Here is a 19,704-nt window from a genome sequence, read left to right on the forward strand (position 1 = left end):
GCCGCTTGCCGCCGATATCGGCAATGGCGATTTCGATCGAGTTCCCATACCAATCATTACCGTCGCGCCTGGATTCCAGATTTTGCGTCATTAGCGGTAAACAGGATTTTCAGGCCTGTATCCTCGAAAGGTGGCAGCCATGTCGATCAATGATTCTCCCTCGCTTCATCCCGCCCATTCGGCGAACCACGAAAGCTCGCCGGCCCGCAGGACGCTGCTGAAGTCGCTGGTGGCCGGCGGCGCGTCGATCGCGTTCGGCGTCCCGGCCCATGCCGCCGCGGCTTCGCACATCGCCAGGATTCCCGGCATCGTCAATCGCGAAGGGCGGGTGTCGCCGTTCCAGGTGGGCGACCACGTCAGGGTGTCGGTCCGCTATCCGATCGGCCATTACCGCACGCCGTTCTATTTGCGCGGCAAACCCGGCCAGGTGGTGAGGGTGGTCGAGCAGTACATCAATCCCGAGCAGGAGGCATTCGGCCATAACGCCGGCAGCCAGCTCTGGCTTTACCAGGTGCGTTTCTCGCAAAAGGATCTCTGGCCGGAAAACGAAGGCGCGCCGTCGGACACGCTGCAACTCGAGATTTTTGAAAATTGGCTTGAAAAGGCATAAAGGCGAAACATGGCAAACGATCATACGCACGACCATTCGGACCATTCCGAGCACGCGGCCATCGAGAACAACGCGCAACCGGGTTATTACGAAATCCTGGAAATCGCGATTCGCGAATTGCTGATCGAGCGCGACCTGATCACGGCGGACGAGGTTCGCCACCAGATCGAGGTGCTCGACTCGCGCTCGCCGATCCTCGGCTCGCGCCTGGTGGCGCGCGCCTGGGTGGATCCGGCCTTCAAGGCCCGGCTGCTGGCCGACGGCAACGCGGCGGCCGAGGAGATGGGCATCTCCATGTACGACGACACCACCTTCACGGTGCTGGAAAACACCGAGACGGTGCACAACCTGATCGTCTGCACGCTGTGCTCCTGCTATCCGCGCCCGGTGCTGGGCCTGCCGCCCGACTGGTACAAGAGCAAGCCCTATCGCTCGCGCGCGGTGCGCGAGCCGCGCGCCGTGCTGGAGGAATTCGGCACCCGGATTCCGGAGCACGTCGAGGTGCGCGTCAACGACTCGACCTCGAACCTGCGCTACCTGGTGCTGCCGCTGCGCCCCAAGGGCACCGAGCATTACACCGAGGAGCAACTCGTCAAGCTGGCAACGCGCGATACGATGATCGGCGTGTCGGTACCGCGCATCTAACAGGAGAGACACCCATGACCGATACCTCGATGCTGGTGAAGAAGCTGCCCAACGACTTCGGCGGCACCGGTGCCCACGAGCCCGTGCAGATCGTCGAACATCCGCTGCTGCCCTGGGAGAAGCGCTGCCACGCGCTGCTGGACGTGCTCGATTTCCACAAGATCGTCAATACCGAGGAGAAGCGCCGCGGTACCGAGGAAATCGGCACCGAGATGGCGGCGAAGCTGACCTACTACGAGAAGTGGATCGTGTCGGCCTCGAATTGCCTGATGCAGAAGGGCATCCTCAACCCCGACGAAATCGGCCGCAAGCACAAGGAAGTGTCGCTGCGGCTCGGCGTGCCGGTCTGAGCGGCATGCGCGGCGCGCTCGTGCGATCGGCATGGCCGCGCCGCTTCGAACCTCGAATTCGCCCGTCGTCGCCGGGCGACGCAAACAAGGATGCAGCATGATCTCGCGATTCGTCGGCATCTTCAGCCAGTCGGATGAAACAGTAAGGCGCAAGCTGCTTGCGACCTATGCATTCCTGATCGGCCTGAACCTGCTCGCGTGGCTGTGGGCCTTCATGGCGTTCCGGCATCATCCGGTGGTGCTGGGCACCGCCTTGCTGGCCTATGGCTTCGGCCTTCGTCACGCGGTGGACGCGGACCACATCGCGGCCATCGACAACGTCACGCGCAAGCTGATGCAGGACGGCCAGCGGCCGGTGACGGTGGGGCTGTTCTTCTCGCTCGGGCATGCCAGCGTGGTGATCCTGGCCTCGGCGGCGGTGGCGGTGGTCGCCACGGCGCTGAACGGGCGCTTCGCCCACTACAAGGCGGTCGGCTCGATCGTCAGCACCTCGGTGTCGACCGGCTTCCTGCTGGCGATCGCGGCGATGAACCTGATCATCCTGCGCTCGATCGTCAAGACCTGGATTCGCGTGCGCAACGGCGGCGCCTACCACGACGACGACTTCAACGCGCTGCTGGCCGAGCGCGGTTTCTTCTCGCGCATGTTCCGGCGCGTGTTCCGCGTGATCGGCGCGAGCTGGCACATGTACCCGCTCGGTTTCCTGTTCGGGCTGGGCTTCGACACCTCGACCGAGATCGCCTTGCTGGGCATCTCGGGCAACCAGGCGGCGCAAGGGCTGTCGCCGTGGGCGATCATGGTGTTCCCGATCCTGTTCAGCGCGGGCATGTCCCTGATCGACACGCTCGACGGCCACCTGATGCTGGGCGCCTATGGCTGGGCCTACATGAAGCCGCTGCGCAAGATCTACTACAACATGACCATCACGCTGATCTCGGTGATCGCGGCGGTGGTGGTCGGCGGCGTGGAGGCGCTGGGGCTGGTCGCCAACCACGCCAAGGTGAGCGGCGCCTTCTGGGATGCCATCGGCGCGCTCAACGACAACTTCGGCACGCTCGGCTACGCCATCATCGGCATCTTCATCCTGAGCTGGGCGGTTTCCGCGCTGATCTATCGGCGCCAGTCATTCGACACCATCGAAGTCCGGCGTTAAGGCCACAACCCAGGCCACAGCCCAGGTCTAAGCCCAGGCCGAAACCTTTCCTTTTCACCGGCGTGCCGGGGCCGATTCGCGAACCCACGCGAATCGGCGCGCCGCGCCTTCGCGCCGGCAAGCCCGCTTCCGGTTCGTTCCACCCAATCCTCCACCGATGTTCGACATCACCAAAGGCAAACCATGAATCGACGCAACTTCGTGACCGCGGCCCTGGCCAGCGCGGCAAGCACGGCAATCCCGGCCTGGGCGGCAAGCAACGGAATCAAGGCAGTGGGCTTCGACGGCCTGGCGCTGTTCGATCCGCGCCCGATCTTCGCCATGGTGGAGCAGTTCCTGCCGGGCCGGGGCGCCGCCTTCGTGGCCACCTGGCGTGCCCGGCAATTCGACTACACCTGGCTGCGGACCATGATGGGCAGCTACGTCGATTTCGTGCAGATCAGCGCCGACGCGCTGCAGTTCACGGAAGAAGCGGAGAAGGCCAGCCTCGCGCCGGAGCAGCGCCAGCAGTTGCTGGCCGGGTTCCTGAACCTGAAGGTCTGGCCGGACGTGGTGCCGGCGCTGAAGCAGTTGAAGGCGCACGGCATCGGCCTGGCGCCGCTGACCGACTTCTCGCTGCCGATGCTGGAGGCCGGCGTCAGGAACAATCCGGAGCTGCGCGGCGTGTTCGATCACCTGCTGTCGACCGACCTGGTCAAGGCCTACAAGCCCGATCCGCGCTCGTACCAGATGGGCATCGATGCCTTCGGCCTGCCGCGCGAGCAGATCGCCTTCGTCGCCTTCGCCGGCTGGGACGCCGCCGGCGCGAAGACCTTCGGTTTTCCGACGCTATGGGCCAATCGCCTGAAGGCGCCCACCGAGCAACTGGGCGTCATGCCGAACCAGATCGGCGCCGACTTCAAGCCCTTGCCGGCTTTCGTGGGGCTCTAAGTGCCGTGTCGGGCTCGGGCGTCCCCGGTTTCTGGCGGGGGACGTTCGAGCCCGAGGTCGGGAGCGAGCCGGGCGCGAAGCGCTACTTGCGCGAGGCGGCCGCGCCTGGCTGGATTTCGAGCGAGCCGGCCGGCGCCGGCTTGAGCGGCGAGGGCGCCGCGGCCCGGCGGGCGAGCACCACGCCGGCCAGGGCGAGCACGAAGCCCAGCATCTGGAGCGCGCTCAGCTTCTCGCCGAACAGGGCCCATGCCTCGGCGGCGGCCAGGGCCGGCACGGCAAGCAGCAGGGTGCTCATCCTGGTCGCGCCGTGCACGCGCACCATCCACACCAGCAACAGCACCGCGCCGACCGACAGGCCCACCACCGACCAGGCCAGGCCCAGCCACAGCGTGGGCGTGCCGTCCCAGCGATACCCGCCGCCCAGCAACATGCCCGCGAGGGCCACCATCGCGCCGCCGGCGTTCTGCACGCTGGCCGACACGCGCACGCCGTCGCCGGCGAGCCGGCCGCGCTGGATCATGGTGCCGGCGGTCATGCCCGTCACCGAGACGATCGCGACCGCCACGGCCAGCACGCCGAAGTGCTGCGCCGTCGTGCTGGTGCTCGCCACGGCCGGCATCAGCACGCACACCACGCCGGCAATCGCGATCGCCAGGCCGGCCACGGTCCGCGGCGCCGGGCGTTCGCCGAAAATGAAGAACATCGCGAGCACCGTCACGATCGGCTGCATGCTGCCGATCAGCGACATCACGCCGGCCGGCATGCCATGCCCGACCGTCCAGTAGGCCGCGCTCAGGTAGACGCCGTGCAGCAGCGCACCGGCCAGCAGGTGGCTCGCCAACTGCCGGCCACGTGGCCAGCGCTCGCGGGCCGCCAGCGCCAGCGCGCCGAGCAGGCCCGCGCTCAGCAGCATGCGCACCAGCAGGAACAGGTCCGTCGAGGCATGCGGCACCACCGCTTTCGCGACGACGAGCCCCGTGGACCAGATGAGCACGAAGAACAACGGTGCCAGGCTTGAAAACATCTCGAATGCGCTCCGATGGACAGGTTCGAACCTCTTGTCGGAGGGAGGTTTTCAGATTTGCCGTAGCGGGACAAGGCAGCAAGCTTGGACGCTGCGTCCAGGCGGCAGAGGGGGACTGCCGTCGATGTCGAGGTGTCACGCGGGCCGGCCCGCGGCGAGCGGGTGCCGGCCGTCCATCCCGGTCAAGCGCGCACGCCTTACACGCGGAACGTTCGAAGGTCATGGATACGGACCATTTCAACCAGAAGCCGAATGGCCTGAATCGCGTCAAGCAATGGGACAGCCTGCTCAACGAGGGGCTCTCGAATCTCAGGAGCTGTGACGCGGATATCGTCAAGGCCACCAGCTGGAAGACGAAGTAAGGCAGCAAACCCGCGCTCGCCGGCACCTCCGGAGGCGAGCGCGGGCCTGGATACGTTTCCCTTTCAAGAGCCGACCTGGAAGCCGGCGCCCGGCTCATCTCCAGGGCCAGGCCAGGCCACGCCTTGCATCGCGACGGCGAGCGTCGCGTCGAGGCTTTCTCCGTCTCGTTCTCCTCGGCTGCACAGCTTCAGCCCATCCGCCGCCGCTCGAGGTCGCCGCCATTCTCCAGACAAGGATTCTTCTTGACACGGCGATTATGGCCAATTCGAATAGGAAAGCGATTTAGTAAAGCGTTTTCCTAAAGGGAACACCTTGGCAAAAACGAAGTACGGAGCCAGTCTCAGCGATGTCGCGACGGCGGCGGGGGTGTCCCCGTCCACCGTGTCGCGCTATCTCAACGCCGGTATCAAGCTGCCGGCCGCCACCACGGCGCGTATCGACGCCGCGATCGTCGCGCTGCGCTATACGCCGAACCCGTTGGCGCGCAGCCTCGGGCGCGGGCGTTCCGACACCATCGGCCTGGTGATTCCGGAGATCGCCAATCCGTTCTTCGCCGCGCTGGCCTCGGCTGTCGAGCAGGCAGCCGACGAGCGAGGGCAGGGCGTGCTGCTGAGCGCGACTTCCAACAGCGCCGCGCGCGAAGTCGCCTATGTGGACCGGATGCTGCGCAACCGGGTGAGCGGGCTGTTGTTCGTCAGCGGCCATCACGACACGGCCGAGTTGGGCGAGGCCCTGCGCAACGCGCCGAGCCTGGTGCTGATCGACGAGGACGTGCCGGGCATCGCCTGCGCGAAGGTGTTCTGCGACAACGAAGGCGGCGGCCGCCTGGCGGGCGACTATCTCGCCTCGCTCGGCCATCGGCGCCTGGCCTTCGTCGGCGGCCCGCGGCGGCTGCGCAGCACCGCGGAGCGCCTGAAGGGCCTGCGGGACGCGGCCGGGGCCGGCGGGGCCCAGGTGGTGATGGAGAGCTTCGGCGCCTATTCGCCGGAATTCGGCAGGCAGGCGGCGGCCGAGCTGCTGCAGTCGCCCGAGCGCCCCACCGCGGTCTTCATCTCCAGCGGGGAAATCGCCTTCGGCCTGCTGGAAGCCCTGCAGGCGGCCGGCGTGTCGGTGCCGGGAGAGCTGTCGCTGATCGTGTTCGACGATGCGGGCCCCCTGCATCTGTTCAACCCGCCCCTGACGGCCATTCGGCAGCCGATCCGGGAGATGGGCAGGAAAGCCGTGGAATTGGCCCTGGCCGAGCCGCAAGCGGCGGCCGGGCAGGCGGAATGCAGGTTGCCGGTCGAGCTGATCGTGCGCGGCTCCGTTTCGTCACCGGGAAACCGATAACCCTTACCCTGGAGGTCGTCATGAAAAGCATCGTCGGCGGGAAGCGTTTTCATCGTTTTATATTAGGACTGCTACTATCTTCGTCGGCCACGGCCGTCACGGCCGTGGCGGCGCCCACCTACAGCCTGATCCTGATCAATCAGCAGGCCACCTACTTCAACCAGATGCGCGAGGGCGCCCAGAAGCAGGCCGACAAGCTGGGCGCGAAGCTGGTGGTGTTCAACGCGAACGACGCGCCCAGCGCGCAGAACAACGCGATGGACGACTACACGCAGCAGAAGGTCAACGGCATCGCCGTCGACGCGATCGACGTCAACGGCCTGCGCGCCTCGATCAAGGCGGCCACCGACGCCGGCATCCCGGTGGTCGGCATCGACGCGGTGCTGCCGCCCGGGCCGCAGAAGGCCCAGGTAGGCGTCGACAACGCCGTGGGCGGCGGCATGATCGCCGATTTCACCACCGCCTACGTGAAGCGCCAACTGGGCGGCAAGGCGAGGATCGGCGTGATCGGCGCGCTCAGCTCGACGATCCAGAACGCACGCCTGAAGGCCGCCGTCGGCCAGTGGTCGAAGACGCCCGGCATCTCGATCGCCGGCACCGTCGACGGCCGCAACAGCCAGGACGTGGCGCTCGCGGCGGCCGAGAACCTGATCACGGCCAATCCCGACCTGAACATCATCTATGCCACCGGCGAGCCGGCCATGCTCGGCGCGATCGCCGCCATCAACGCGCAGGGCATGAACCAGAAGATCAAGGTGGTCGGGTGGGACCTGGCGGCCGAGGTGATCCGCGGTCTCGACAGCGGCGTGGTGCTCGGCGTGGTGCAGCAGGATCCGGCCGCGATCGGCGCGGCGTCGATCCAGGCGCTCGACGACATCCAGCACGGCAAGCCTGTCCAGCCCGTCATCACGGTACCGGTCGCGATCGTGACCAAGGCCGGCGTCGACCCGTATCGCGCCCAGTTCAGGAAGTGAGATCGAGATGAGCGACATGGACCCCCTCGAACCGGTGGCCAGCGCGCCGGCACGGCAGCCCGTGCTGTCGCTGCGCGACATCCGCATCTCCTTCGGTTCGTTCCAGGCGCTGCGCGGCGTCGATCTCGATCTCTATCCGGGTGAGTGCCTGGGCCTGATCGGCGACAACGCGGCGGGCAAGTCGACGCTGACCAAGATCATGGCGGGCACCTATATTCCCGACAGCGGCGAGATCTTCGTCGGCGGCGAGGCGGTCAGGCTGGCCGACCCCGCCGACGCGCGGCGGCGGCACATCGAGATGGTTTACCAGGATCTCAGCCTGTGCGATGCGATCGACGTGGCCGGCAATCTGTACCTGGGCCGGGAAATCAGCAGCAGGGGGTTTCTCAGGCGTCGCCAGATGCTGGAGGAGGGCGAGCGCCTGCTCGCCAACCTGAAGATCCGCATTCCCGATCTCGGCGCGAACGTCGAGCAACTGTCGGGCGGCCAGCGCCAGGCGATCGCCATCGCGCGCGCCGCCTCGTTCGAACCGCGCGTGCTGATCATGGACGAGCCCACCTCGGCGCTGGCGGTGGCCGAGGTCGAGGCGGTGCTGGCGCTGATCGATCGCGTCAAGGCGCAGGGCGTGTCGGTGGTGCTGATCACGCATCGCCTGCAGGACCTGTTCCGCGTGTGCGACCGCATCGCGGTGATGTACGAAGGGACCAAGGTCGCGGAGCGGCGCATCGCCGATACCTCGCTCGAGGAACTGGTCCGGCTGATCGTGGGAGGACGGCACTGATGGATACCTCGACCTACACGGAGCGGCAGCGCGGCGCCCGCTACCAGGACTATCTGCTCTCGCATGCGCAGGTGGCGTCGATCGCGGTGTTCTTCGTGCTCTGCTGCCTGCTGTTCGGCGCGAGCACGCCGGTGTTCCTGACCGGCGCCAACCTGCTGAACATCCTGCGGCAACTGGCGCCGATGATGATCGTCGCCGTCGCCATGACCTTCGTGATCGCGACCGGCGGCATCGACCTGTCGGTCGGCGCGATCGTGGCGCTCACCAATTCGCTGGCTGCCCTGGTCATGCAGGCGGGGCTGCCCTGGCCGCTGGCCTTCGTGCTCACGCTGCTGGCCGGCGCCGGCATCGGCTGGGTACAGGGCTGGTTCTCGGCCAGCCAGGCGATACCGTCCTTCATCGTCACGCTGGCTGGCCTGACCACGCTGCGCGGCATCGCGCTGTACGCCACCCAGGGCTTCTCGATCCCGATCGCGCCCGGCACCGGCTTCGACGTGTTCGGCGCGGGAACGCTGGCCGGCATTCCGGTGCCGGCCCTGATCGCGGTGCTGGCCGCCGTGGCCGGCTACGTGACGCTGAACCGGACGCGCTACGGGCGACAGGTGATCGCGGTCGGCTCGAACAGCGAGGCGGCGCGGCGCGCGGGCATGCCCGCGCTGGGCATCAAGACCTCGGTGTTCGTGATCTCGGGCCTGGCTTCCGCGCTGGCCGGCCTGGTGCTGGCCTCGCGGCTGGGCTCCGGCTCCTCGAACGCGGCCTCGGGCTTCGAGCTCGACGTGATCGCCGCCGTGGTGCTGGGCGGCACCTCGTTGATGGGCGGGCGGGCCACCGTGGTCGGCACCATCCTCGGCGCGCTGACCATCGCCACGCTCGGCAACGGCCTGATCCTGCTGCACGTCTCGCCGTTCTTCACGCAGATCGTGACCGGGATCATCATCCTGCTCGCCATCTGGTCCAACACGCGCGTATTCGGCAAGCTGCGCTCGGCGCGCAAAGGAAGGAAATGATGGAGCATCCGACTCATTCGGCGCGCCTGCGCGCCCACAACCTCGCGCATTGGGACGCCATGCAGGCGCACCGCTTCGTGGCCGACATCCAGGCCGACGCGCTGCCCGACGCGGTATTCGCCAACTACCTGCGCTACGAGCACCGCTTCGTCGAGACCGCCGTCACGATCTTCGGCCATGCCCTGGTGAAGGCGCCCGATTTCGCCAGCAAGCGCTGGCTGGCCGGCGTGCTGCACGCGCTGGCCACCGAGCAGATTCCCTATTTCGAGGCGATGTTCGCGCGGCTCGGCATCACCGCGCTGCCGCCCGAGGCGGTGCTGCCCGAGCCGGTGCGGGCCTTCGATCGCGGCATGCTCGAGATAGCCGCGAACGGCAGCTACCACGACGCGATCGTCGCCATGATGTGCGCGGAATGGATGTATTCGGAATGGTGCGGCGCGGCCGCGCGCAAGACCATCAGCCATCCCGGCATCCGGGCCTGGGTGGACCTGCATGCCGACGAGGCCTTCACCCGGCAGGCGCTCTGGCTGCGCGAGCAGATCGATTCGATTCCCGACGAACACTTCGATTTCGCCGGCGCGAACGCGGTGTTCGCGAAAGCCCTGGCGCTGGAGATCGATTTCCATAGTGCCGCCTACCAATAAGCCCTCGTCCCCGTCATCGGTATCAGGAGCCACGGATCATGCAGAAGAAGCTGGTGCTCGACCAGAAACCCAATGTCATCGAAACCCTGTTCGGCCGCCGCAAGGCCGTGATCGGCATGCTGCACTGCCTGCCGCTGCCGGGCTCGGCGCGCTACCAGGGGCAGGGCATCGAGGAGATCGTCGCGTTCTCCGTCAACGAGGCGCGCCTGCTGGTGAACGGCGGCGTCGACGGGCTGATCGTCGAGAATCACGGCGACATTCCCTTCGCCAAACCCGACGATATCGGCCCGGAAACGGTGGCGGCCATGACCGTGGTGGCGGCCGCCGTGAAGCGCGCGGTGTCCTGCCCGATCGGCATCAACGTGCTGGCCAACGGCGCGATCCAGGCGCTGGCGATCGCCAAGGCCGCCTCGGCCTCGTTCATCCGCGTCAACCAGTGGGCCAATGCCTATATCGCCAACGAGGGTTTCGTCGAGGGGCCGGCCGCGCAGGCGACGCGTTATCGGTCCTGGCTGCATGCGCGCGAGGTGAAGATCTTCGCCGATGTCCATGTCAAGCACGGCGCGCACGCGATCACCGCGGATCGCTCGATTCCCGAGCTGGCGCGCGACGTGGAGTTCTTCGACGCCGACGCGGCGGTGGCGACCGGGCAGCGCACGGGCGACTCCGCCAGCCTCGACGAGCTCGAGGCGATCGGCGCCGGCACCTCGCTGCCGGTGGTGGTCGGCTCCGGCGTGACGCCCGAGAACGTCGGCGACATGTTCGGCATCGCCGATGCCGTGATCGTCGCCAGCTACCTCAAGCATGACGGCCTGTGGTGGAACGACGTCGACACCGCGCGGCTGCGCGAATTCATGAGCGCGGCCGACAGGGCACGCTCATGACGCGTGTCTACGTGCTCGGCAATGCCGTCACCGACGTGAGCTTGACGATCGAGCGCGCGGCGCGGCCCGGCGAGTCGATCCTGGCCCGCTCGATCGTGCGCGCGCCGGGCGGCAAGGGCTTGAACCAGGCGGTGGCGGCCGGCCGCGCCGGCGCCGAGGTGGTGTTCGTGTCGGCGCTCGGCACCGACGCGAGCGGCAGCGAGCTGGCCGGCGCGCTGGCGCGCGAGCCCTTCGCCGCGCTGCGCATGCTGCAGTTGCCGGTGGCCACCGACATGTCGATCCTGACCGTGACGGCGGACGGCGAGAACGCCATCGTGACCACCGTCGGCTGCCTCCAGGCCGTGCCGCCGGAAGCATTGCAGGACCATCTGCACGATCTGCGGCCAGGCGACTATCTGCTGATGCAAGGCAATCTTTCCTCGGCCGTCACCGGCGCGCTGGCCGAGCACGCGCGCGCGCGCGGCGCCCGTGTGGTGGTGAACGCCGCGCCATGGCATTGGGACGGCCCCGAGGTTCTGCAACGGTGCGAAGGCGTGATCGCGAACGAAGGCGAGATGATCGGCATCTCCGGCATGGCGGACGTCGAGGCCGGCGCGGCCTGGCTGCTCGCGCGCGGGCCTGCCTGGGTGATCGTCACGCTTGGCGCTCGCGGTTGCTTGTTGGTGGACGCGGCGGGCAGTACGCGCCATGGCGGGGTGCCGGCGGACGTCAGGGACACCTCGGGCGCGGGCGACGTGTTCTGCGGTGTGCTGGTCGCCGGCCTGGCAGCGGGCGAGCCGCCGGCGCGGGCGATCACGGCGGCACAGGGCGCGGCGGCGCTGACGGTCGAGCGCAGCGGCACCTATCTGGCGATTCCGTCGGTCGAGGAACTGGCCGCGGCGATGGGCTGAGCCGAGGCAAACGGGCTCTCGCCCATCCAGGATGTCGGCCCCGGGGCCGCCTCAATCGGCTTGGGTCGGCGCGGGCGCGGCCGGCGCCGCCTCGATCAGTCAACTACTCAGTTTTCGCTCGGTCATGCCGGGGAGCGGGGATCCTCGCTCCCCGGCATGACGGCGACAGTGGTCGGACGGCCGTGGCGTCTCGAAGCACGGGTGGCAGTCTTGATCGGGGTTTCCCAAATACGTTGGGCACGCAGCGTATTTTACATAATCCTAATTATCGACAATTTGCGTGTTACGGCCATTTAGTAATGTCCGGCTCAGACCTGCCGCAGGCGCATGCTGTCGAGGCGCAACGCGGTGGAGCCTGCCATGAACAAGCCCGGCCTGGTCACGATCGGCATGAACGAACTGCAACGTGTCAAAGTTATCGAATCGGCGGTCAAAGGACGTCTCACCGGCGTGCGCGCGGCTGAAACCTGGTTTCTGCAAAGCGTGGCAAGGCGAACAACCGGCAGGCAACCTGGAACTTGACGACCACATATCCTGCGTTTGCGTCGTCGCATTCGTGGCAACCTCCCTATCCGATTTCCCGAATATATGCTGTCATGCAATCTTCAACTTTGCTTGGCATTCTTAATCAATGAATCGGTGAACAATCCGAAAAATTCACAATAAAAAAGAAACGATAGAGGGCAAAACAAAATGCGCTGGAAATATGTCGTTGCCGCGATACTCGCGGCAGGGCTGCTTGCATGCCTGTGTTTCGCGATCGTGGCCCGGGGGACTTCGGCGTCGCCCGATCGGCCCTCTAACATCGAGCGGCCGGCCGATGCGCCGATGGCCAACACGTTTTCCGGCGCCGCCTCGTCGGCCGCGGGACAACGCCGCTCACCGCCGCCCCTTCCCGCCCGCGTCACCGAATATATCGCCGCCGAATACGCGAACTCCGCCGCCACCCGCGAAGCGCTCACGCAGATCGCCTATGGCTGGAGCCAGGCCATTCGCGAGGTCCACAATCCCGCCGATGCGAAGGATGCCGGCAATGCCATCGCCAAGGGCATCGCCTGCGCGCTGAGCCAGGGCGTGCTCGGCAAGTCGGGCGTCGACCAGCAGGCGATGCTCGACCGGATCAAGGGCGCGCGGGCCGTGATGCTCGATACCGAGGCCGACACGCAGGCCTATATCCGTTTTCAATCGCTGGCCGGCGGCCAGTATTTCGACGATCCCGGCGCCCGGTCCTGCAGCTTCGATCCGAGCTCGCTGCAGAACTGAGCACCGCCTTGCCGTGCCCTTCCCTCACCCCAAGGACATCCTCCGATGAGAAAACCAGCCAGCCTGATGATTGCCGGATCGCTGCTCGCGCTGCCCTATTCCCTGCCGCTGAATGCGGCGACGGTCGCCTCGGCTACCGCGGCCGCCGCCCCGTCGAACACCGCGATCGTGTTCGTCAACGGCATCAACAACAGCTTCGACGACGCCGTCGCGAACCTGCAGATCCTCAAGACCCAGTTGAACGCGCGCAATGCCGGCAACGCCTATGTCTATGGCAATGCCTACAACGCGACGCAGGGCACCTTCAGCGATCTCTATCAGGTGTTCAAGCAGAAGGCGATCGAAGGGTCGAGCCCGGCCGACTTCTGGCGGGCGATAGACGGCGGCAGCATTCCCGCGGGCGGCATGGACGCCGCGCTGGAGCAGAAGTACATCGATATCCTGGCGCAGAGCCAGGTTCCGGAATTGCCGGACCACCTGAACCAATATCGCGCGTACCTGAAGCAGAACCGCAAGGTCGTGCTGGTGGGCCACTCCCAGGGTTCGCTGTATGCCAACTTCGAGACCAACGTGCTGGTCACCGGGCCGGAGAAGGCGCAGGGCAGGATCAGCACGGTCAATGTCGGCAATGCGGCGCGTTACCTGCTGCCGGGCTCCAGCTACCTGACCTCGAGCTCGGATGCGGTGATTGGCAGCCTCGGCCTGGTGCAGACCGTGATGCCCTCGAACTTCTCGCTGGGGCTGCACCCGATCTCCGATCCCCTCGGCCATTCGTTCGCGAAGATCTACATGAACGCGTCCTATGGCGCGGCCGGCCAGATTCTCACGCAGGTCTCGCAGCAGGCGAATGCCGCGGCGGCCGTGGCGCGCTGAACGACCCGGGCGATCAGAGCGATCCGCACGGCACGCCGCGCGCCGAACGCGCGACGTGCCGTTTCGTCAGGCCACGTAGTCGATACCCGTGAGCGGTCCGAGGTGGGCGATCGAGGTGAAGTGGTCCTGCTCGGTGGTGTCGATGTCGAATTCGAGCACGTTGCCGCCGAGATCGGTCACGAACGCCCGGCGGCCCGCCTCGTCGAGCGACAGCCCGATGCCCTCCTTGAGCCCATGCGCCAGCACCTCGTGGTTCACGAGCCCGTCGGGCGTGACGTGGGCGCGGTTCAGCGTGTTGCCGTCATGCGCGTCGTCGCCGCGATCGGTCCAGTACAGCACGTTCTTCTGCCTGTCGATGTCGAGGTCGATCGGCTCGGGCAGCTTGTCGAGCAGGCACACGATGTCCGGGCGCGCGTCGGGCGCCGCGCCGGCCGGCAGGTCGATGCTCGCGCGGAAGATCCGGCCCTCGCCGGCATCGGGCGCGCCCTTCTGGGTCCAGTAGAGATGGCCGTTGGGCTTGTCGAGCGCGATGCCCACGCAGTGGCGCTTCGCATCGGCGGTGTCGGCGGGGAATTCGCCCGTCTTCACCAGCACCGTGACCTCCGAGCCGTCGAGCCGCGCGCGCATCACGCGCATGCCTTCGCGGTCGCACCAGTAGATCAGGCCGCCCTCGATGTCGAGCGCGAGTTCCTTCGGCGTGCCGGCCAGGCCGGATGCCACCAGCACGCGATGGTCGCTGCCGTCGAGGTTCGCGCGCTCGATCGTGCCGTCGTTCGGCGGGACGGCGCCCGCGGCCGGGTCGGAATCGATCAGGTGCACGCCGCTGCCCATGTTGGACCAGTAGATGACGCCGTTCTCGGCGTCGACCTTGATGCCGTCGGGGGTGAAGCTCAGGTCCGTCACGATCGCCTCGTGCGAGCCGTCCGACGACAGCGCGATGATCGCCGGCGGGCGCGTTTGCAGCACATAGAGCGTGCCGTTGGTCTTTGCATCCACGATGATTTCCTCCATTGGGTCGGAACGGACTGCTGGGGCGAAAAGTCGGGAATCGCAGGCGAAACGAAAGCTGTTTGCCGCATTGCGGAATGCGCGCGCAGCCTTCGGAAAACCGGTCGCCAGGTTCGAGTCCGTGCAGTTTAGCTGCATCGCAGCATCGTTGCATTATCGTGGGGACAAGGCCGTGATCCGACGGCTTCGAACCGCTCGGGCCTCGTTGCCTCGCGCGCGGCGCGCCGCGCCCTCACCCCGGTTCCGAGGCCCGGTCCACCACCGCATGCAGCAGCACGTTCGCGCCGGCCTCGATCCACTCGGGCAGCGCGTCCTCGATCTCGTTGTGGCTCATGCCATCCACGCAAGGCACGAACACCATCGAGGTGGGCGCAACCTGCGCCAGGTAACAGGCATCATGTCCGGCGCCCGACACGATCTCGCGATGCCCGTAGCCCAGGCGCGACGCGGCCGAACGCACCGCCTGCGCGCAGGCGCGATCGAAGGCCACCGGCGCGTAGTAGAAGATCTGGTCGATCTTCGCCTCCAGCCCGATCTCGGCCGTGACGCGCGCGATGCCCTCGCGCAGCTCGTCGTTCATGCGCGCGAGAATCTCGTCCTGCGGATGGCGGAAATCCACGGTGAAGAACACGCGCCCCGGAATCACGTTGCGCGAGTTCGGGTAGACACGCATCATGCCGACCGTCGCGCAGGCCAGCGGCGCATGGCGCAGCCCGATCTCGTTGACCAGCTGCACGATCCTGGAGGCACCCAGCAGCGCATCGCGGCGACGCGGCATCGGCGTCGGCCCGGCATGGGCCTCCTGGCCGATCATCTCGATCTCGTACCAGCGCTGCCCCTGCGCGTCGGTGACCACGCCGATCGTCAGGCCCTCGGCCTCCAGGATCGGCCCCTGCTCGATATGCAGCTCGAAGGCGGCATGGATCGGACGGCGCCGGCACGGCGTCTCGCCCGCGTAGCCGATGCGGCGCAGCTCCTCGCCGAGCGTCTTGCCGTCCATGTCGTGCAGGCCCAGCGCATAGTCGAGCGCGAACACGCCGGCGAACACGCCCGAGGCGGTCATGCCCGGCGCAAAACGGCAACCCTCCTCGTTGGTCCAGATCACCACCTCGATCGGCCGCTCGGTCTCGATGCCGTGATCGTTCAGCGTGCGGATCACCTCCAGGCCGCCGAGCACGCCGTAGATGCCGTCGAAACGGCCGCCGGTGGGCTGCGAATCGGTATGCGAGCCGGTCAGCACCGGCGCCAGCGCGTCGTTGCGCCCGCCGCGGCGCATGAAGACGTTGCCCATCTGGTCGATCGTGATCGAGCAGCCGGCCTGCCGCCCCCAGTCGATGATCAGGTCGCGCGCGGCCTTGTCGAGATCGGTCAGCGCGAGACGGCAGACGCCGCCCTTGGGTGTGGCGCCGATCTTCGCGAGTTCCATCAGGCTGTCCCACAGCCGCCGGCCGTCGATGCGCACGCCTGCGTCCAGCGCCATGCCGAGCGCCTCGGCGCGCGCCGCGCCCTCGCGTCCCGGCTCCTGCCCGGGCTCGCGCAAGACGGCGCGCTCGGCGATGGCCTCGAAATCGCGCCGCGAAAAGCGCCCCGGGTATCGCTGCTGGCCGGATTCGGCCGTCTCGCCGACGAGCTGGCCGGCACCTTGATTGCTGCGCTTGATGTCCACGTGTCCCCCTTGGCGCCGCGCGCCGTCGCCGGCCCGCAAGCGGGCCTAGTAAAGCATTTCCTTACCGATATGCAGGTGCTCGAAACTGACGCCGGCCTGCTCGCACCGCTCGAAGAAATTGCGGATCTGCCGTGCCTGGATGCTGTCGGGCGCGTATTCGGCACCCATCACGTAACGCAGCCAGGGCTCCTGTCCCATCGCATAGATGAAGGCGCGCCGCGCGCCGAGATCGGACACGAGCCGCCAGGCGCGCGCCGCGTTGGAGGCGGACAATCGACGCGAATCGTCGTCGCGGCGGCTCAAGGGCTTGGTCATCAGCGGCCCGTAGAGCCAGCTCAGCGGCGCGCCGTTGCACTCCATGCCGACGAAGATCGCGTCGGGCGTGCCGGCGGTCTCGCGCACCAGCTGATAGAGCGCCGGGTTGATCGCGTCCGAATCGACCAGGAAGAAGAAGCGCCGCTCCTTCACGCGCACGAACAGCGTCTGCTTGCTGTAGATGTCGAGATCGGCGTGCTCGCCGGTAAACGGCAGGCTGACGATCTCGCCGTCCGGCACCGCGACGCTGTCGAACGCGCCGACGCTGCGCACGTCGCGATAGCCGAGGCTGCGCAGCGCCAGCTCCATCGAGGGATCGGCCAGGCTGCCGGTGCGATTGCGCGGCACGATCGCCTGCCCGACCTTGTGGCGCAACTGCACCAGCGCCTCGGGCGAGAAATGGTCCTGGTGGCAATGCGAGATCACCAGGTAGTCGATGCGATCGGGCAGGTCCACATAGGTGAAGCGGCCGTCGTCGGCGGCATCCCAGGTGAACATCGGGTCGATCAGGATGTTGACCTCGGGCGTCTGGATCAGCACGCAGGCATGCCCGAAGTGGCGCACGCGCACCTGCTCGCCATCGTAGTCGGGCGCCTTGCGCGCCGGCGCCTCGGTGTCGAACATCTCGAGCACGTCCTCGCGCGCCAGCGTGGCGGCGTCGAACAGCTCGGCCAGCTCGCCGAACGGCGCGGCGCGGGTACGCATCGCAGCGAGCTTGTCGAGCAGCGGCGAGGCGAAGGGCACGCGCGCGAAGGCGTTGCCGGGGCCGCTCACGCGCGGCGTGTTCATGAAGAACTTGCGATCGGCATCGGCCACCGTGCTCAGCAGCAGTTCCTGGCTGGCCCGGTTGCTCAGGCCGGTGCGCTCCGCCAGTTCCTCGATGATGCGGATCACCGGCTGGTTGTTGTGGTCGTAGACCAGTTCGGTCAGGCCGGCCAGCGTGGCCGGCAGCTTCTCGTAGAGCGCGTCGAGCGAATGGCCGGTGCCGGCTTCCTGCAGCATGCGATCGAAGGCCTTGAAATCGGCGGCGAAGCGCAGCAGCGCCGCCGAGCGCTGCCGGGTCTCGTCGAGCAGCGCGGCGATTTCCCCGGCCGCCGCCTCGGGCAGGTCCATGAAGGGGCCGCCGTACAGCGCCGGATCGTTCGAGGCGGCCACGTGGATCTTCGGGTTCGCCACGAAGGACTGCAGCGCCGGCAGGTAGCGGAACGCGAGATTCATCGCGTACTGCACCGGCGGCACCAGGTGCGGCCAGGCCAGCCAGCGGTCCAGCAACAGCTCCATCTTCACCGACGGCTTCAGGTATACGGGGGTTCCTGCTTCGAATCGCATGGCATGTCCTTGTCTTGATGGCTCGACGGCATCCATCGTGCCCGGCCGCTCGAGGCGCGGCGCCCTCACGGGCGCCGCGGCCTGCCGCGGTTTCATTCGCGCGCCTTGCCGGCCAGGCGCATGCCGTCGGCACCCGCCCCGCCTCGACTCGCGCCCTGCACTGGCGCCGCCGCCCCGGCCACGCCCAGCGCCTGCGAGGCCGGATCGCCGCCCAGCGCGAGGAACAGCGTGAGCGCGTTGACGTACTGCGAATACACCGCCTGCTCCAGTTGCACGTCGGCCTGCTGCCGCGTCTGCTGCAGGTTCAGCCAGTCGGTGAGGCTGGTGTCGCCGGAGCGGTAGCGGATCTCGGCCAGCGATTCCGCGCGCCGCGCCGCCTCCACCGCCTCCTTCAGCGAGCGCACCTCGCGCTCGGACTGCACGCTGGCTACCCACGCCGAGCGCGTGTCCGCCAACGCCTGGTAGAAGGTCTGGCGGAAGTTGATGACGGCCGTGTCGAAGGTGGCCTTCGAGGACTTGATGGTCAGCTCGGCGGTGTTCCACTGGATGAAGGGCAGCGACAGCGTGGCGCCCAGCGTGCCGAGCGGATTGCGCAGGATGTCGGCGAGCGTGGTGCTGGTGCCGCCGGTGCCCACCGAGGCGAACAGCGAGAAGCTCGGGTAGAAGGCGAGCCGCTGCGCGTCGGCCTGGGCCAGGGTCTCGCGCAGCCGCGTCTCGGCCGCCTGGAGGTCGGGACGATGGGCCAGCATGTCGGCCGGCACCACCGCGGGCATGGCCGGCATGGCGCGGATCGGCAGCGAATCGAGTTCGGGCTCGCGATGCTCGGGCGACTGGTCGAAGATGATGGCCAGCGCATTGCGCTGTGCCTCGAGCTGCGCCACGATCTGGCTCAGCTCGCCCTCCAGCGTCTTCAGCGTGCTGCGCGCCTGCGACTCCTCGTAGTCGCTGGCCTCGCCCGCCACATGCTGGATATGGACGAACTTCAGCGTGCGCTCGGCGGTGTCGATGCTCTCCTGGGTGGTCGCGGCGATCCGTTTCAGGGCCGCGATCTGCCAGTAGGCGGTAGCCGTCTGCCCCACCAGGGTCAGCGCCGCGGCGCGCCGGTCGTACTCGGTGGCCTGGGCCTCGAACGCGGCCGCATCGCGCTGGCGCGCCAGGTGCCCCCAGAAGTCGAGCTCGTAGCTGACGTTGGTGGTGGTCGTGTAGGACTTGAGGGTGCTGCCGCCGCGCGTGAGATTGCGCGCGGCGCTGCCGCTGCCGCTCACCGTCACGTCAGGCGTGAGATTGGTATCGGTCAGGCGCGACTGCAGCTGGGCGCTGTAGAGCCGCATCGCGGCCGCCGCCAGGTTGTTGTTGCTGCGCAGCGCGCGCTCGATCAGGGCATCGAGCTGCGGATCGTCGAAGCGGCGCCACCAGGGCTCGCTCGCGGCGAAGCTGCTGCCGGTGACCGGCGCCGCGGCGGCGGCATCCTGGCCGGCGTTCCACTGCGCGGGCACGTCGAGCGCCGGGCGCCGGTACTCGCTGCGCGTGAGTCCGCCGCAGCCGCCGAGCCCGCAGGCCGCGGCCAGCAGGCAGGCCAGCAGCGCGCGCGAGGATGGCCGGCGCGCCCGCGGGGCGGATGCGGCGCGACGACGGGACAGGATCGATGAAGTGCGCATGCCGGGCC

General features: G+C 67.6%; 21 protein-coding genes. 16 read left to right on the forward strand and 5 right to left on the reverse strand.

Annotated elements, in window-relative coordinates; translation table 11 throughout:
- Positions 1–139: 139 nt before the first annotated feature.
- From BM43_RS39670 to BM43_RS33875, 5 genes are all read left to right on the forward strand, one after another.
- The gene (locus BM43_RS39670; RefSeq protein ID WP_080742266.1) at positions 140–610 is read left to right on the forward strand and encodes an SH3-like domain-containing protein; all 471 of its coding nucleotides are present in this window, start codon (positions 140–142) and stop codon (positions 608–610) included.
- Between the two features lie 9 nt (positions 611–619).
- The gene (gene nthA, locus BM43_RS33860; protein WP_036051450.1) at positions 620–1,255 is read left to right on the forward strand and encodes a nitrile hydratase subunit alpha; all 636 of its coding nucleotides are present in this window, start codon (positions 620–622) and stop codon (positions 1,253–1,255) included.
- 14 nt (positions 1,256–1,269) lie between these two features.
- Positions 1,270–1,605 carry an SH3-like domain-containing protein gene (locus tag BM43_RS33865; RefSeq protein WP_025100123.1) on the forward strand — a complete coding sequence of 112 codons (336 nt, stop codon included), beginning with the start codon at positions 1,270–1,272 and terminating at the stop codon, positions 1,603–1,605.
- 97 nt (positions 1,606–1,702) lie between these two features.
- The gene (locus BM43_RS33870) at positions 1,703–2,758 is read left to right on the forward strand and encodes a HoxN/HupN/NixA family nickel/cobalt transporter (RefSeq protein ID WP_036051448.1); all 1,056 of its coding nucleotides are present in this window, start codon (positions 1,703–1,705) and stop codon (positions 2,756–2,758) included.
- 183 nt (positions 2,759–2,941) lie between these two features.
- On the forward strand, positions 2,942–3,688 hold the full coding sequence (locus BM43_RS33875) for a haloacid dehalogenase type II (RefSeq protein WP_036051446.1): 747 nt from the start codon (positions 2,942–2,944) through the stop codon (positions 3,686–3,688).
- A gap of 82 nt (positions 3,689–3,770) precedes the next feature.
- On the opposite strand, the gene BM43_RS33880 is transcribed toward BM43_RS33875, so the two are convergent.
- Positions 3,771–4,712, reverse strand: coding sequence for a DMT family transporter (locus BM43_RS33880; protein ID WP_042286577.1), 942 nt, complete (start codon positions 4,710–4,712; stop codon positions 3,771–3,773).
- Between the two features lie 221 nt (positions 4,713–4,933).
- On the opposite strand from BM43_RS33880, the gene BM43_RS41470 reads away from it, so the two are divergent.
- The 11 genes from BM43_RS41470 to BM43_RS33925 all read left to right on the forward strand — a co-directional run bounded on the left by BM43_RS41470 (position 4,934) and on the right by BM43_RS33925 (position 13,720).
- Entirely contained in the window at positions 4,934–5,074 is a 141-nt protein-coding gene (locus BM43_RS41470) for a hypothetical protein (protein ID WP_155296546.1), read from the forward strand.
- A 313-nt stretch (positions 5,075–5,387) separates the two neighbouring features.
- Positions 5,388–6,404: a LacI family DNA-binding transcriptional regulator gene (locus BM43_RS33885; RefSeq protein ID WP_025100117.1), complete on the forward strand. Its 1,017-nt coding sequence runs from the start codon at positions 5,388–5,390 to the stop codon at positions 6,402–6,404.
- A 20-nt stretch (positions 6,405–6,424) separates the two neighbouring features.
- Positions 6,425–7,378, forward strand: coding sequence for a substrate-binding domain-containing protein (locus tag BM43_RS33890; protein WP_036051444.1), 954 nt, complete (start codon positions 6,425–6,427; stop codon positions 7,376–7,378).
- 16 nt (positions 7,379–7,394) lie between these two features.
- On the forward strand, positions 7,395–8,159 hold the full coding sequence (locus BM43_RS33895) for an ATP-binding cassette domain-containing protein (RefSeq protein ID WP_230676275.1): 765 nt from the start codon (positions 7,395–7,397) through the stop codon (positions 8,157–8,159).
- Positions 8,159–9,166, forward strand: a complete 1,008-nt coding sequence (locus BM43_RS33900) for an ABC transporter permease (RefSeq protein WP_025100114.1) — start codon at positions 8,159–8,161, stop codon at positions 9,164–9,166. The genes BM43_RS33895 and BM43_RS33900 overlap by 1 nt, the downstream gene beginning before the upstream one ends.
- The gene (locus tag BM43_RS33905) at positions 9,166–9,810 is read left to right on the forward strand and encodes a TenA family protein (RefSeq protein WP_080742267.1); all 645 of its coding nucleotides are present in this window, start codon (positions 9,166–9,168) and stop codon (positions 9,808–9,810) included. The genes BM43_RS33900 and BM43_RS33905 overlap by 1 nt, the downstream gene beginning before the upstream one ends.
- A 38-nt stretch (positions 9,811–9,848) precedes the next feature.
- Positions 9,849–10,694: a BtpA/SgcQ family protein gene (locus BM43_RS33910; RefSeq protein ID WP_036051439.1), complete on the forward strand. Its 846-nt coding sequence runs from the start codon at positions 9,849–9,851 to the stop codon at positions 10,692–10,694.
- A complete protein-coding gene (locus tag BM43_RS33915; RefSeq protein ID WP_036051437.1) occupies positions 10,691–11,584 on the forward strand; it encodes a ribokinase in 894 nt (297 codons plus the stop codon). The genes BM43_RS33910 and BM43_RS33915 overlap by 4 nt, the downstream gene beginning before the upstream one ends.
- A 360-nt stretch (positions 11,585–11,944) precedes the next feature.
- Positions 11,945–12,106: a hypothetical protein gene (locus tag BM43_RS41475; RefSeq protein WP_155296547.1), complete on the forward strand. Its 162-nt coding sequence runs from the start codon at positions 11,945–11,947 to the stop codon at positions 12,104–12,106.
- A gap of 171 nt (positions 12,107–12,277) precedes the next feature.
- Positions 12,278–12,847, forward strand: a complete 570-nt coding sequence (locus tag BM43_RS33920; protein WP_036051435.1) for a hypothetical protein — start codon at positions 12,278–12,280, stop codon at positions 12,845–12,847.
- A gap of 45 nt (positions 12,848–12,892) precedes the next feature.
- Positions 12,893–13,720: a hypothetical protein gene (locus BM43_RS33925; RefSeq protein WP_036051434.1), complete on the forward strand. Its 828-nt coding sequence runs from the start codon at positions 12,893–12,895 to the stop codon at positions 13,718–13,720.
- 66 nt (positions 13,721–13,786) lie between these two features.
- Here the strand turns inward: BM43_RS33925 and BM43_RS33930 are convergent, their stop codons facing one another.
- From BM43_RS33930 to BM43_RS33945, 4 genes are all read right to left on the reverse strand, one after another.
- Positions 13,787–14,716, reverse strand: coding sequence for an SMP-30/gluconolactonase/LRE family protein (locus tag BM43_RS33930; RefSeq protein ID WP_226285259.1), 930 nt, complete (start codon positions 14,714–14,716; stop codon positions 13,787–13,789).
- Between the two features lie 244 nt (positions 14,717–14,960).
- Entirely contained in the window at positions 14,961–16,208 is a 1,248-nt protein-coding gene (locus BM43_RS33935; protein WP_036053419.1) for a Zn-dependent hydrolase, read from the reverse strand.
- 231 nt (positions 16,209–16,439) lie between these two features.
- Positions 16,440–18,038, reverse strand: coding sequence for an MBL fold metallo-hydrolase (locus BM43_RS33940; protein ID WP_036051432.1), 1,599 nt, complete (start codon positions 18,036–18,038; stop codon positions 16,440–16,442).
- A gap of 92 nt (positions 18,039–18,130) precedes the next feature.
- Complete coding sequence (locus BM43_RS33945; RefSeq protein ID WP_052409289.1) at positions 18,131–19,696, reverse strand: efflux transporter outer membrane subunit; 1,566 nt, start codon at positions 19,694–19,696, stop codon at positions 18,131–18,133.
- Positions 19,697–19,704 lie beyond the last annotated feature (8 nt).

Source organism: Burkholderia gladioli, assembly GCF_000959725.1.
GTDB lineage: Bacteria > Pseudomonadota > Gammaproteobacteria > Burkholderiales > Burkholderiaceae > Burkholderia > Burkholderia gladioli.